The sequence below is a fragment of the Streptomyces sp. NPDC051064 genome, from assembly GCF_044455985.1.
GTDB lineage: Bacteria > Actinomycetota > Actinomycetes > Streptomycetales > Streptomycetaceae > Streptomyces.
Genome location: NZ_JBITFK010000005.1, coordinates 611,363 through 624,675 on the forward strand (window position 1 = coordinate 611,363; position 13,313 = coordinate 624,675).

General features: G+C 70.6%; 11 protein-coding genes. 3 read left to right on the top strand and 8 right to left on the bottom strand.

The window, feature by feature from the left end; translation table 11 throughout:
• Positions 1–3 precede the first annotated feature (3 nt).
• Positions 4–1,395, bottom strand: coding sequence for a diaminobutyrate--2-oxoglutarate transaminase family protein (locus ACIBCU_RS20940; protein ID WP_362930035.1), 1,392 nt, complete (start codon positions 1,393–1,395; stop codon positions 4–6).
• Between the two features lie 338 nt (positions 1,396–1,733).
• Here ACIBCU_RS20940 and ACIBCU_RS20945 point away from each other — a divergent pair, with 338 nt between their 5' ends.
• The gene (locus ACIBCU_RS20945; RefSeq protein WP_362930037.1) at positions 1,734–2,945 is read left to right on the top strand and encodes a hypothetical protein; all 1,212 of its coding nucleotides are present in this window, start codon (positions 1,734–1,736) and stop codon (positions 2,943–2,945) included.
• A gap of 99 nt (positions 2,946–3,044) precedes the next feature.
• Here the strand turns inward: ACIBCU_RS20945 and hflX are convergent, their stop codons facing one another.
• From hflX to ACIBCU_RS20970, 5 genes are all read right to left on the bottom strand, one after another.
• Positions 3,045–4,553, bottom strand: a complete 1,509-nt coding sequence (gene hflX, locus ACIBCU_RS20950) for a GTPase HflX (protein WP_362930039.1) — start codon at positions 4,551–4,553, stop codon at positions 3,045–3,047.
• A gap of 133 nt (positions 4,554–4,686) precedes the next feature.
• Positions 4,687–6,177, bottom strand: coding sequence for a M1 family metallopeptidase (locus ACIBCU_RS20955; protein ID WP_399232995.1), 1,491 nt, complete (start codon positions 6,175–6,177; stop codon positions 4,687–4,689).
• A 108-nt stretch (positions 6,178–6,285) separates the two neighbouring features.
• Positions 6,286–8,433, bottom strand: a complete 2,148-nt coding sequence (locus tag ACIBCU_RS20960; protein WP_399232997.1) for a RelA/SpoT family protein — start codon at positions 8,431–8,433, stop codon at positions 6,286–6,288.
• A gap of 136 nt (positions 8,434–8,569) precedes the next feature.
• Positions 8,570–9,442, bottom strand: a complete 873-nt coding sequence (gene dapF / locus ACIBCU_RS20965; RefSeq protein ID WP_362930045.1) for a diaminopimelate epimerase — start codon at positions 9,440–9,442, stop codon at positions 8,570–8,572.
• 97 nt (positions 9,443–9,539) lie between these two features.
• The gene (locus tag ACIBCU_RS20970; RefSeq protein ID WP_399233070.1) at positions 9,540–9,977 is read right to left on the bottom strand and encodes a hypothetical protein; all 438 of its coding nucleotides are present in this window, start codon (positions 9,975–9,977) and stop codon (positions 9,540–9,542) included.
• 251 nt (positions 9,978–10,228) lie between these two features.
• Here ACIBCU_RS20970 and ACIBCU_RS20975 point away from each other — a divergent pair, with 251 nt between their 5' ends.
• Positions 10,229–10,372: a hypothetical protein gene (locus ACIBCU_RS20975; RefSeq protein ID WP_399232999.1), complete on the top strand. Its 144-nt coding sequence runs from the start codon at positions 10,229–10,231 to the stop codon at positions 10,370–10,372.
• A 214-nt stretch (positions 10,373–10,586) separates the two neighbouring features.
• A complete protein-coding gene (locus ACIBCU_RS20980) occupies positions 10,587–11,195 on the top strand; it encodes a transposase (protein ID WP_399233001.1) in 609 nt (202 codons plus the stop codon).
• A gap of 538 nt (positions 11,196–11,733) precedes the next feature.
• Here ACIBCU_RS20980 and ACIBCU_RS20985 read toward each other — a convergent pair.
• Together ACIBCU_RS20985 and ACIBCU_RS20990 are read right to left on the bottom strand one after the other, a co-directional pair.
• Positions 11,734–12,699, bottom strand: coding sequence for an isopenicillin N synthase family dioxygenase (locus tag ACIBCU_RS20985; RefSeq protein ID WP_399233005.1), 966 nt, complete (start codon positions 12,697–12,699; stop codon positions 11,734–11,736).
• Positions 12,692–13,219 carry a nucleoside deaminase gene (locus tag ACIBCU_RS20990; protein WP_362930055.1) on the bottom strand — a complete coding sequence of 176 codons (528 nt, stop codon included), beginning with the start codon at positions 13,217–13,219 and terminating at the stop codon, positions 12,692–12,694. The genes ACIBCU_RS20985 and ACIBCU_RS20990 overlap by 8 nt, the downstream gene beginning before the upstream one ends.
• Positions 13,220–13,313 lie beyond the last annotated feature (94 nt).

Consider the following 13,313-nt stretch of genomic DNA (forward strand, 5'->3'; position numbering starts at 1 on the left):
GGATCAGCGGGTAGGCCCGGCAGCGGCCCGGCGGTACGGAGAGCGCTCGGCCGCTCTCAGCGCGTCGGCCAGGCGGTCGACGACCGCCGTTGCCTGTTCGTCGGTGAGAGTGAGGGGAGGGAGCAGTCGGACCACGGCGCTGTGGCGTCCGCCGAGTTCGACGATGAGGCCGCGGCGCAGGCACTCCTGCTGCACCGCCGCGGCGAGGGCCGGATCGGGCGGCGGGGCGGAGCCGCTCTCGGCGGTGACGGTGAGCGGCTCGGCCTCGGGGTCGACGAGTTCGATGCCGATCATCAGGCCGCGGCCACGGACGTCGCCGATGCTCGGATGGTCCGCGCCGAGCGCCTGGAGCCGGGCGAGCATGCGCGCGCCGAGTGTCCCCGCGCGTTCGGCGAGCCGGTTCTCCCGTACGTACGCGAGGGTCGCGGCGCCGGCAGCCATGGCCAGCTGGTTGCCCCGGAAGGTGCCGGCGTGGGCGCCCGGCTGCCAGAGGTCGAGCTCGGATCGGTAGACGATCACCGCGAGGGGCAGCGAGCCGCCGATGGCTTTCGAGAGCACCATCACGTCCGGCACGATACCGCTGTGCTCGACCGCCCAGAAGGTGCCGGTCCTGCCGACTCCGGTCTGCACCTCGTCCGCGATCAGGGCGATGGAACGCTCCTGGGTGATCTCCCGCATCCGGCGCATCCAGCCGTCCGGGGCCGGGTTCACCCCGCCCTCGCCCTGGACCGGCTCCAGGATCATGGCGGCCGGAGCGGGCACCCCGCCCTTGGGGTCGTCCAGGAGGTATTCCGTCCAGTGCGCGGCGATGTCCGCGCCCCGCTCCCCGCCGGCTCCGAAGGGGCAGCGGTAGTTCTGCGGGAAGGGCAGCCGCGTCACCCGGACGTCCGTGGCCCCGCCCGAAGCGGCCAGCGCACCGGCGGTCATTCCGTGGTACGCGCCGGTGAAGGCGAGGAGTTCACTGCGCCCGCTCGCTGCCCGGACCAGCTTGAAGGCCGCCTCGACGGCGTCCGTCCCGGCCGGACCGCAGAACTGGATCCGGGCGTTGTCGGCCAGTTCACGGGGCAGGGTGGCGAACAGCTCGGTCGTGAAGGCGTCCTTGACGGGTGTGGCGAGATCGAGCACATGCAGTGGTGCGCCGGAGTCGATGACCTTCCGGATGGCCTCGAGCACCACGGGGTGGTTGTGTCCGAGAGCCAGCGTGCCCGCACCTGACAGACAGTCGAGATAGCGCCGGCCGTCCGCACCCTCGATCGTCATGCCCCGCGCGCGTACCGGCACGATCGGCAGGGACCGCGCGTAGGTGCGGGCCGCCGATTCACGTAGTGCCTGACGCCGCAGAATCCCTTCGTGCGCAGGAGAAAGGGCCACCGGAGCTGGTTCGGTCACGGCCACGGCTGTTCGGTCCTCCTGCTGTAACAGTTGCGTTGCGCATCGGTACGGCCCCCCGGGGCGGACTGCGCCGATGAACGGTGTCCGGGTGTCCCCCGTACGTACCAACGAGGCGGAACGCGGGAGATCACGGGTAAATCGGAAGATCCTTGTGCAGGCGGAACCGCGGCCCTGCCGCGCACCGTCCCCAACGGCACCGGCATAGTAGGGGCCGCACTCGGGACGGAGCCGCCGCTCCGTGGGTGCGCGATGCGGCCGGACGGCCCTGCCGCGCACGCCAGGTCCGCAGTGCGGTACCGAAGTCAGTGACGAAGTCCCAGGGGGATCACCAGATGCGACCCATGCGCCCGACCGATACCGCACACCGCGGGGGGAGCGCCCGCCGCACCCCTCGGGTGTTCGCCGCGGCCGCCCTTGCCGCTCTCCTGACGCTCTCCGCCACGGCCTGCGGGCCGGAGGAGGACGGCGCTATCAGCGAGCCGAGCAGCTCCACCGGCCAGTCCTCCGACGGAAAGGTCGTGATCCCGGACGATCTCAAGGACCGGCTCAAGGAGCACGGGATCGACCTCGACAAGTGGAGGGACGGCGAGTGGAAGAACTGGGACAGGGACAAGTGGCTGCGTGAGGCCAAGGACTACGTCAACCCCATCATCGAGGACCTCTGGGACCCGGAGCGGATGCGGGACGCCGACAAGGCCCCGGAGAACCCCGTCGACAACGACATCTCCGGCGACGAGGGCGTGACGGACCCGACCCCCGCACCGGTCGAGGCCGCGAACCTGCAGACGCCGTACCACGCGAGCGCGCCCGAGTCCGGCAAGCTCCTGTTCGACGGTCCCGAGGGCTCGATGGTCTGCTCCGCGACCGTGGTGCAGGACCCGGCCCACCCGGGCAAGTCCAACATGGTCTGGACGGCCGGGCATTGTGTGCACGCGGGCAAGAACGGCGGCTGGTACCGCAACATCGCCTTCGTCCCCTCGTACAACGACAGCGGTATGTCGACGGCCGAGCTGCAGAACGCGACGAAGGAGGAGATCGCTCCGTACGGCGTGTGGTGGGGTCAGTGGGCGCAGACCTCCGACCAGTGGATCAACCAGGGCGCCGCGACCGGCGGCCAGGGAGCCCCGTACGACTTCGCGGTGCTGCAGGTCGCTCCGGAGAAGGGTTCGACGGGCAAGTCCCTGGAGGAGACCGTCGGTTCGGCGCTCCCGGTCGATTTCAACGCCCCGGCCGTCCCGGAGATCGACAGCATGACGGCCACCGGCTATCCGGCGGCCCCGCCGTTCGACGGCCAGAAGGCTCTCCGGTGCACCGATGAGCCGGGCCGCCTCGCCGTCTTCGAGGAGCAGCCGACGATGTACCGCATCGGGTGCACGATGACCGGTGGTTCCTCCGGTGGCGGCTGGGTCGCGAAGGGCCAGGACGGTAAGCCGGCGCTGGTCTCCAACACCTCCATCGGCCCGGTGACGGCGGGCTGGCTGGCCGGCCCCCGCCTGGGCGAGGAGGCCAAGGGCGTCTACGAGGCCGTCAGCAAGAAGTACGCGGGACAGTAGGACCGCGGGCCCCGGCCCGGCGGTTGCGGGCCGGAGCACAAGGAGGCCGGGCTCCCCTTCAAGGGGGGGGGGAGCCCGGCCTCCTGCATGTCTACCGCGTCAGTGAGCCACCGGCACGAAGACGGCGAGCTCCGCAGCGAGTTCCTCGTGGACCCGCGCCTTGAGCAGCGTGCCCTCCGGCGTGTGCTCCTCGGAGATCACCTCGCCCTCGGCGTGCACCCGGGAGACGAGCGCACCCTGGATGTAGGGCACGAGCGCCTCGATCTCCACGGACGGCCGCGGCAGCTCGGCGTCGATGAGCGCGAGCAGCTCGTCGATGCCGGCGCCGGTCCGCGCCGACACCGCGATCGCGTGCTTCTCGGCGCGCATCAGGCGCTGCAGCACGAGCGGGTCGGCCGCGTCCGCCTTGTTGATCACGACGACCTCGGGTACGTCGACCGCGCCGACTTCCCGGATGACCTGACGTACGGCGGCGAGCTGCTCCTCCGGCACCGGATGGGAACCGTCCACCACATGCAGGATCAGGTCGGACTCGCCGACCTCCTCCATGGTGGAGCGGAACGCCTCGACCAGGTGGTGCGGCAGGTGCCGCACGAACCCGACGGTGTCGGCCAGGGTGTAGATACGGCCGCTCGGCGTCTCGGCCCGGCGCACGGTCGGGTCGAGGGTCGCGAACAGGGCGTTCTCCACGAGGACACCCGCACCGGTGAGCCGGTTGAGCAGCGATGACTTCCCGGCGTTGGTGTACCCGGCGATCGCCACCGAGGGCACCTTGTTGCGCTTGCGCTCCTGGCGCTTGATCTCCCGGCCGGTCTTCATCTCCGCGATCTCCCGGCGCATCTTCGCCATCTTCTCGCGGATCCGTCGCCGGTCCGTCTCGATCTTGGTCTCACCGGGACCACGGGTGGCCATGCCGCCACCGCCGCTGGAACCGCCGCCGCCCATCTGCCGGGACAGCGACTGACCCCAGCCGCGCAGGCGCGGGAGCATGTACTGCATCTGTGCCAGCGACACCTGCGCCTTGCCCTCCCGGGACTTGGCGTGCTGGGCGAAGATGTCGAGGATCAGGGCGGTCCTGTCGACCACCTTGACCTTGACGACGTCTTCCAGGTGGATCAGCTGGCCGGGGCTGAGCTCACCGTCGCAGACGACGGTGTCGGCCCCCGATTCGAGAACGATGTCGCGCAGCTCCAGCGCCTTGCCCGAGCCGATGTAGGTGGCCGGGTCGGGCTTGTCCCGCCGCTGGAACACGGCGTCCAGCACCTGTGCGCCCGCCGTCTCGGCCAGGGCCGCGAGCTCCGCGAGGGAGATCTCCGCGTCATGGACGGTCCCCGATGTCCAGACACCGACGAGAACCACGCGCTCCAGGCGCAGCTGTCGGTACTCGACCTCGGTGACGTCCTCGAGCTCGGTGGAGAGGCCTGCCACGCGGCGCAGAGCCGCACGCTCGGAACGGTCGAGCTGCTCGCCGTCCCGCTCTCCGTCGATCTCGTGGCTCCAGGCGACGTCCTCTTCCATCAGGGCGTCGGCCCGAAGGCTCTCGGAGTTGGCTTCCGTGGCGCTCTGCGCGTCCTGCGCGTCCTGGGGAAGGGAAGAAGAGGAGGTCATTGGATCCTTACGTCGATAGAAGTCCGATACGTCACTCACAACGCGTGACCCCGCCGGAAGATTCCCATGGAGAGGATCCACCGGCCGGCCGCCGTGCCGACGCGTCGATAGTGGCATGTCCCCGCCCGGGCCGTCACTCGGGTTTCGGCGCCCGCGCGGGGCTCTGCCCGGCCGCGGCGCTCCGGGGCGTCTCGCTGCGCCAGTCCGGGTGCCCCGGCATCGAAGGGGTCTTCTTCCCGTACAGCCACCCGTCGAAGAACGCCGTCAGGTCCCGTCCCGCGATCCTCGACGCCAGGTCCGTGAACTGCTCGGTGGTCGCCGATTCGTTCCGGTGGACGCGCACCCAGGTCCGCTCGAGGCGGTCGAACGCGGCCTCGCCGATCTCCTCACGCAGCGCGTACAGGATGAGCGCGCTCCCGTCGTACACGACCGGCCTGAAGAGGCTGATCTTGTGGTCGGGGGTGGGCACATCGGGGCGTGCGGGCGGACCGCCCGCCGCGCGCCAGGTGTCGGAGCGGGCGTAGGCCTCGCGCATCCGGCGCTCCATGGGCTTCTGCGCGTGTTCCTCGGCGTAGCGGGCCTCGTACCAGGTGGCGTGTCCCTCGTTGAGCCACAGATCGGACCAGGACCGCGGGGAGACGCTGTTGCCGAACCACTGGTGGGCGAGCTCGTGCACCATGACCGAGTCGACGTACCACTCGGGATATCCGTCCCCGGTGAACAGGGAGCGTTCGAAGAGCGAGAGGGTCTGCGTCTCCAGCTCGAAGCCCGTCTCGGTGTCCGCGACGAGGAGCCCGTACGTCTCGAACGGGTACGGGCCGACCTGCTTCTCCATCCAGGCCAGCTGCGCCGGGGTCTTCTCCAGCCAGGGCTCCAGCTTCGCGCGGTCGGCCGAGGGCACCACGTCGCGCACCGGCAGTCCCCGGGGCCCGGTGCGGCGGAGGACGGTGGAGCGGCCGATGGACACCTGGGCGAGTTCCGTCGCCATCGGGTGCTCCGTGCGGTAGGTCCAGGTGGTCGCGCCGGCGTGGTCCCGCTTCCCGGCGGGAAGGCCGCCCGCCACGACCGTGAGGTCCTTCGGCGCGGTCACCCGGAAGGTGAAGAACGCCTTGTCGGCGGGGTGGTCGTTGCCGGGGAAGACCCGGTGGGCGGCGTCGGCCTGGTTCGCCATCGCGAGGCCGTCGGCGGTCGGCACCCAGCCCCCGTTGGCCCGGTCCCCCGAGGGGTCGCTCGTATGCCGGACGGTGATCCTCACGGGCACCCCGGCCGGGATCCGGGAGGGCGCGTCGACGATCAGGTCCTCACCGGCGGTGGCGAACTCCGAGTTCAGCCCGTCGACCTCGACGGAGTGGACGGCGCCCCGCGCGAAGTCGAGGTTGATCCGTTCCAGCGGTGCGGTGGTCCGGGCGTCGATCGTGGTGACGGCGTCGAGGGGCTCGGTGTTGCGGCCCTTGTAGGTGAGAGAGATGTCGTACGAGAGGACGTCGTAGCCCGGGTTGCCGAGGTGGGGGAAGAGTCGGTCGCCGATGCCGAGCGGTTCGGCTGCGGGCAGGGTGGCGGCGACGAGGGTGACCGACGCGGTGGCCAGCAGAGCTGCACGCAGTCGGCGGGAGGTGAGCGGCATGGACTACGGCTATCAGCGCGCACCGTCCACGCGGCGGTGGCGCGCGCCGCACCACCCGAACGGGGTCGCCGGTGAGCGGCAAGGAGAGGTCCCGGACGGGACAGGGCGTCAGCCGGTGGCGGCGGGCTGCTGGGCGCGGCTCACGTCGTACACGCCGGGTACGTCGCGCATCGCCCGCATGAGGCCCGGCAGTCCCGCCGCGTCGGGCAGCTGCAGCGTGTAGGTGTGCCGGACGCGCTGTTCGCTGGGCGGCTCGACGGTCGCCGAGACGATGGCGGCGTCCGCGGTCGCGATGGCCTCGGTGAGGTCGGCGAGGAGCCGGGGGCGTCCGAAGGACTCGGCGACGAGGGTGACCCGGTAGTCGGGGGTGCCGCTCCGGTCGCCCGGGTCGTTCCAGTGCGCCTCTACGGCCGGCCGGCCGATCGCCCGCATCCGGGCCACCGCCGGACATTCCTCGCGGTGCACGGTGACGGCGCCGCCGCGCACCGTGAATCCGATGATGCCGTCGGGCGGGACGGGGGTACAGCATCCTGCGAGCCGGACCGGTGCGCCCGGCGTGCCGATCGCCACGATCGGAGCCCGGCCGGCTGCCCTGGCCCGGCTGTCCGCCGCGTCTTCGGCGGGCTGGGCCTGCGGCCTCGGGGCGTCGGGCCTGCTCTTGTGGGGGCCCTGCGCACCGCCCGGATGGGCGTCGAGCCATGCCATGATCGCGATCCGGGCGGCAGGCGTACGGGCGTGTTCAAGCCACTCCGGGGAGGGCCCGGAAGAGGCGTCCTGGGCGAGCAGCAGCTGCACGGTGTCACCGTCGTTCAGCGCGGTGCTCAGCGTCGCCAGCCGGCCGTTGACGCGGGCTCCGATGCAGCCGTGCGCCTCGTCGCCGTACTGCGCGTAGGCGGCGTCGACGCAGCTGGCGCCGGCGGGCAGCCCGAGGGTCCCGCCGTCGGTGCGGAAGACCGTGATCTCCCGGTCCTGTGCGAGGTCGGCTCGCAGCGTGGCCCAGAACGTGTCGGAGTCGGTCGCCGACTCCTGCCACTCCAGGAGGCGGGAGAGCCAGCCGGGCCTGGTCGGGTCGGCGCGCTCGCCGTCGGCGGGTTCGGCCTGGTGCGCGGCGTTGGTGCCGTCCTGGGTGTACGGGTTGCCGAGCGCGACGACACCCGCCTCGGCGACCTTGTGCATCCGGTGTGTACGGATCAGGACTTCGGCGACCGCGCCCTCGGGTCCGACGACCGCCGTGTGCAGCGACTGGTAGAGGTTGAACTTGGGCGCCGCGATGAAGTCCTTGAACTCGGAGATGACCGGGGTGAAACAGGTGTGCAGCTCGCCCAGGACCGCGTAGCAGTCGGCGTCCTCCCCGACCAGCACCAGCAGCCGTCCGAAGTCGGTGCCCCGCATTTCGCCGCGTTTGATCCTCACCCGGTGCACGGAGACGAAGTGACGCGGTCTGATGAGCACTTCGGCGCTGATACCCGCTTCCCGCAGGGTCGATCTGACGCTGCCGGCGATCTCCGTGAGAGGGTCCGCCGCTCCGCTCCAGGCGGAGATCAGGGCCTGGGTGCGCTCGTACTCGTCCGGGTGCAGGATCGCGAAGACGAGGTCCTCGAGCTCCGTCTTGAGCGCCTGCACGCCGAGGCGTTCGGCGAGCGGGATGAGCACGTCCCGGGTGACCTTGGCGATCCTGGCCTGTTTCTCGGGGCGCATGACGCCGAGTGTCCGCATGTTGTGCAGCCGGTCGGCCAGTTTGATCGACATGACGCGGACGTCGTTCCCGGTGGCGACGAGCATCTTGCGGAAGGTCTCGGGCTCGGCGGCGGCCCCGTAGTCGACCTTCTCCAGCTTGGTGACGCCGTCGACCAGGTAGCAGACCTCTTCGCCGAACTGCTCCCGCACCTGATCGAGGGTCACATCGGTGTCCTCGACCGTGTCGTGGAGCAGCGAGGCCGTCAGGGTCGTCGTCTCCGCGCCGAGTTCGGCGAGGATCAGGGTCACCGCCAGCGGATGGGTGATGTACGGCTCACCGCTCTTGCGCATCTGGCCGCGGTGGGAGGTCTCGGCGAGGACGTACGCCTTGCGCAGGATGGCGAGGTCGGCGTCCGGGTAGTGCGCGCGATGAGCCTCCGCGACATGCCCGATGGCGTCGGGAAGCCGGTCACGGGAGACCGGCCCGAGCAGGGCGACACGGCCCAGCCTGCGCAGGTCGATCCGTGGACGACCGCGTTTGCGAAGGGGAGCACCTGGATTGGTGGCCTCTGCGCTCATGGGGCACCTCCGGCAACGTCGACCGGCGGTGGATGCGGTTACACCCCCGAGCCGGTGCTTGATGCTATCGACCCCACCACGTGGCGCAGTCCAGCTCTCGCTCAGCGTGAAACGGATCACCCATTCGAGCGAAGCTCTAACCGCTCATCGTTTCGAGCCAGGCGGGGTCGATCACGCCCTCCGCGACGATCACGGCGGGCCCCGTCATGTCGATCCCGCCGTCAGGGTATTCGGTGATCACCAGGGTGCCGCCGGGCAGGTCCACGGTGTATGCCGCGGGGGCGCCGGTCTCCGACGGGTCCACGCCGTCCCGGCGTGCGGCGGCGACGGCCACCGCACAGGCGCCGGTGCCGCACGACCGGGTCTCACCGGAACCGCGCTCGTGGACACGCATCGCGACGTGCCGGGGGCCGCGGTCCACGACGAACTCGATGTTGACTCCGTCGGGGTAGACGGACCGCGGGCTGAACGGCGGTACGGAGGAGAGCTCTCCGGCGTGGTCCAGGTCCTCGACGAACGCGACGGCGTGCGGATTGCCCATGTTCACGTTGCGTGCTTCCCAGCTGCGGCCGTCCACGGTCACCCTGACGCCGTCGTCCGGCAGCAGGGCACGCCCCATGGAGACCGTGACGTCGCCGTCCTTCGCGATGTGCACCCGCTTGACCCCGCCCCGCGTGGCGACGGACAGATCACCTTCGGCGACGAACCCGGCACGCTGGAGGTAGCGGGCGAAGACCCGCACCCCGTTGCCGCACATCTCGGCGACCGAGCCGTCCGAGTTGCGGTAGTCCATGAACCACTCGGCCTGCTCGGCCATGCCGCGCGCCTCGGGGTGCGCGGCGGACCGCACGACGTGCAGCAGCCCGTCGCCGCCGATGCCCGCCCGGCGGTCGCAGAGCCGGGCGACGACGGAGACCGGCAGGTCGAGGGCGTTGTCCGGATCGGGAACGATCACGAAGTCGTTCTCCGTGCCGTGACCCTTGAGGAAGGTGATCTGCGAAGTGCTCACGAAACAACTGTACGAGGCTCCGCCGACAGTCCGCGGGTCCGGGCCACGTCGCGGGCCGGCGCCTGCCCGCAGAAGGGGCTCCCGGGGTCCGGGCCGGTCAGCGGAGCCGGGCCACGCGCCAGACGGCGAGGGCCACCAGCACGGCGCAGACGGCCACGTACAGCGTGACCACGCGCCAGTCGGGGCGTTCGTTCGATCCTCTGGCCGGCAGGCCGGGCCAGGTGTGGCCGACACGGCGGGCGGCCATCATGCCCCAGCCCGCGGCACAGCCGCTGATCAGCAGGCCCAGCATCGCCACGACGGCACCGCCGCCGCCGAACTCGAAGGCGAGCGGGAAGGCGAACATCAGGGAGCCGACCGCAGCCAGCCCCACGATGGGTGCCAGCTGCCAGATCCGCAGCCGGCGGGCGGGCCGGAGCTCGACCTCGACCTCGGGGGCCACCTCGTGCTCGTCCGGCCCGTCAGGGCTCAGGCGTCCTGCCTCGTGCTGCGCATCCGGTGCGTCTCTGTCTGTGTCGCGAGGGCCGGCCTCCATCGCCACGCGCCCTCCCAACTCGGACTCCACTGGTCGATCGATGCTCGATGATGGCACGGCCCCGGCCGCCGAAATGACGGGCGGAGCTTCCCGATGCCATCACGTGATCAGGCTGTTATAGCCCCGCTTTAGGGTTTATGCAGGTCAGACGCCTGCTGCTGGTCGGCGAGTCAGCAAATGGTCAGCAATAGCCCCAGGTCAGCGCCCGATTGGCCGGTCGCGGCCAGCCCGGAGAAGGAACCATCTCAACCATGTCGAACAGGCTTGCGCGGGGTATGGGGAGCTTCTTCAAGCCCTGCGAATGCCGCAGGCCGTCGAGCTGCCCGCACCTCTACACGATCCGCTTCCGCAACACCCGGGGCAAGCAGGCCGAGGAGTCCGGCTTCCCCACCTAGGACGCCGCCATCGAGCGACTGACCGAGCTCTACACGGCCCGCTTCGTGGTGGAACGCTTCATCACCGCCATGGAACGCAGCGACGTCGGTGCCGCGACCCAGACACAGGTCTTCCTGCGGGTGAAGGGAATCCTCAAGGACGCACCGCCGCGGACTCATAGGTCTCGACCCGCTGCTCGACGTCAGCCCGCCGGAATACCGCCCGGGCCCGACCGTGATTCCCACCAAGGAACAGGTCGGCCTCCTGCGCGTGGCCCGCGACGACGACGCCTTCCGCCTCATCGTCGACAACGGAATCAAGTGGCGGGCGATGCCGGTGGACCTCCCCGCCTGGGACCGGGTCTACGCGCTCTTCCGCCGCCGGAGGGACAAGGGCCTGGTCAAGGAATTCCACGAGCGGCTGCGTGGGAAGGCCCGCGAGGCGGCCGACCGGGATCCGGAGCCGACCGCGGGCAGCATCAACGTCCAGTCGGTCAAGGCCGCCGCGTCCGTGCCCGCGTCCTCACGGGCTTCGACGGCGGGAAAAAGATCAATGGCCGTAAGCGGCACATCGTGGTCGACACGACGGGGGCTGCTGCTGACGGTCATGGTCACCGCGGCGAACGTGACCGACCGGGAGGCGGGCCAGGTTCTGCTGGCCCGGCTGGCTGAGCGGTTCTTCCTGCTGAGGCTGGTCTGGGCTGACGGCGGTTACACCAACCCCCTGGCCGACTTCGCAGCGAAGATGCCGCGTCTCGCACTCACGGTCGCCCAACGCGATGCGGACGCTTCGGGCTTTGTGGTGCTGCCCCGCAGGTGGGTGATGGAGCGGACGTTCGGGTGACTGATGCGTTCGCGCCGTCTGGTCCGCGACTACGAGAGGCGGGCCGACACGTCCGAGGCGATGGTGCTGTGGTCGATGACCATGGTCATGAGCCGCCGCCTTGCGAAGCGGCGACGTTGAAGGAGCCCTGGGTGTTCTCGACGAGCAAGCCCCGTGCGGGCCAGGCGCTTCGCCTTGGACCTCACCCCTTCGATCTTCGCCGGGACCAGTTCGAGGTCCAGCGCGTCAGCGAGTTGCCGGCAGATCGTCGGCCCTTCGCCGGACCACGATCGGCCAGGACGTGCATGATCCGCTGGTAGTCCGGCGACAGCACCGTCACGTCAAGCCCCTCCCGTCGCACGGGCACCACTGGATGGGGCGCCGTCCCGGGCGCCGCCGACTCTCTCCACAGCACCCCAGCGCCGACGCCCTGTCAGATCTGCCAAGGTGTCAACAATCGGACACCAGCAGCATGTTGGAGTCAGGTGAAGATTTTCGAACGACCGGGACGGTGCGTCGATGGCTTCCGGTCCCGCAGCCGCCTTTCAGTCGTCGACCTTCAGCCGACCGAGATCGCGTCCAGCTTCTCGCGCAGATACACATGCGAGTCCACCGGCGGGTGGGCGATCCGGCCGGTCGGGGCCGGCACGGACTCGACCGTGGTGCGCGGGTCGCACTCGTAGAAGTAGACGAGCGACATCAGCTCCTCGGCAGGAGCGTCGGCGGGCGGCGGCAGCACCCGGTGCCGGCCCGAACGCCAGCGGTCACCCGTCCAACGCGCCATCAGATCACCGATGTTGATGGTGAACGCCGCCGGATCGTACGGAGCGTCCTCCCAGCCGCCCTCGTCCGTGAAGACCTGCAGCCCGCCCTTGCCCGCCTGCCGGTCGAGGACCGTGACGGTGCCGAAGTCGGTGTGCGGGCCGATCCGGAACTGGCCGGGCTGCGGCTCGCCGACGACCTCCGTTCCCGGATACCAGTTGATGTTGAAACCCCAGGTGGGGTGGGCGGTGTGCCGGGTGAAGAAGTCCTCGGGCTCGCCGAGAGCGGCACCCAGCAGCTCCAACAGCTGGTCCGAGAGCGTCCGCATCTGCGCGAGATACGTCGTCACCAGGGCCTTCAGCCCAGGGGCCTCGGCCGGCCAGGAGTTGGGCAGGAACCACTCGGCGTCGACCGCCGCGTCCCCGGTGGGATCCTCGGCCGCGAAGGACAGCGACTCCTTGAGGTCGGGGGGCGTCTGCGTACCCTCCGCGTAGCCATTGGCCTCGGCGCCGGGGCCGAGCCACCCGCGGCCGCCGACCCTGACGGAGTACGGCTCCTTCGTCGCGGCCGGCAGCCGGAAGAAGTCCCGGGCCCCGTCGCGGATCGCCGTCCGCAGCGCGGGATCGATGCCGTGCCCCGTCACCAGCAGGAAGCCTGCCGTCCGCAGCGCCCGGTCGACGGTCGTGGCGATCTCCTTGCGGGCTGCGTGGTCTCCGGAGAGCCACGGGCGCAGATCGATCGTGGGAATCCTGGGCTCACTCATCGCCGATGTCCTCGTTCCATACGTCGGGGTGCTCCTGGATGAAGGCACGCATCAGACCGGTGCACCCGGGGTCGTCGAGCAGCACGATCTCCACGCCGTGCCGGGCCAGCCAGTCGTGCCCGCCGTGGAAGGTCTCCGCCTCGCCGATCACCACCCGGGAGATCCCGAACTGGCGCACCAGACCACTGCAGTACCAGCAGGGCGAGAGGGTGGTCACCATCGTCGTACCGCGATACGAACGCTGTCGCCCGGCCGCCCGGAACGCCGCCGTCTCGGCGTGCATGGACGGGTCGCCGTCCTGGACGCGGCGGTTGTGGCCGCGACCGAGGAGCGTGCCGTCCGCCCCGTACAGTGCGGCACCGATCGGAACGCCGCCCTCCGCCAGTCCGGCGCGTGCCTCGGCGACCGCGGTCGCCAGCCACCTGCGGAAATCCGTCCCGTCGGCTGCCGTCTCCGGCCCGCCTGCTGTGTTCGCGCGGCCCGCACCGTCCGTGCCGCCGGTGCCGTACGTACCGTTCATGTGGTCCACTCTCCCGGTCGCGAAACACCGGGGCAACGTGCGGAAAGTACTCTCCCGGCAGCCCGTCGCCGGACGAACTGTCAGCGCCCGGGAC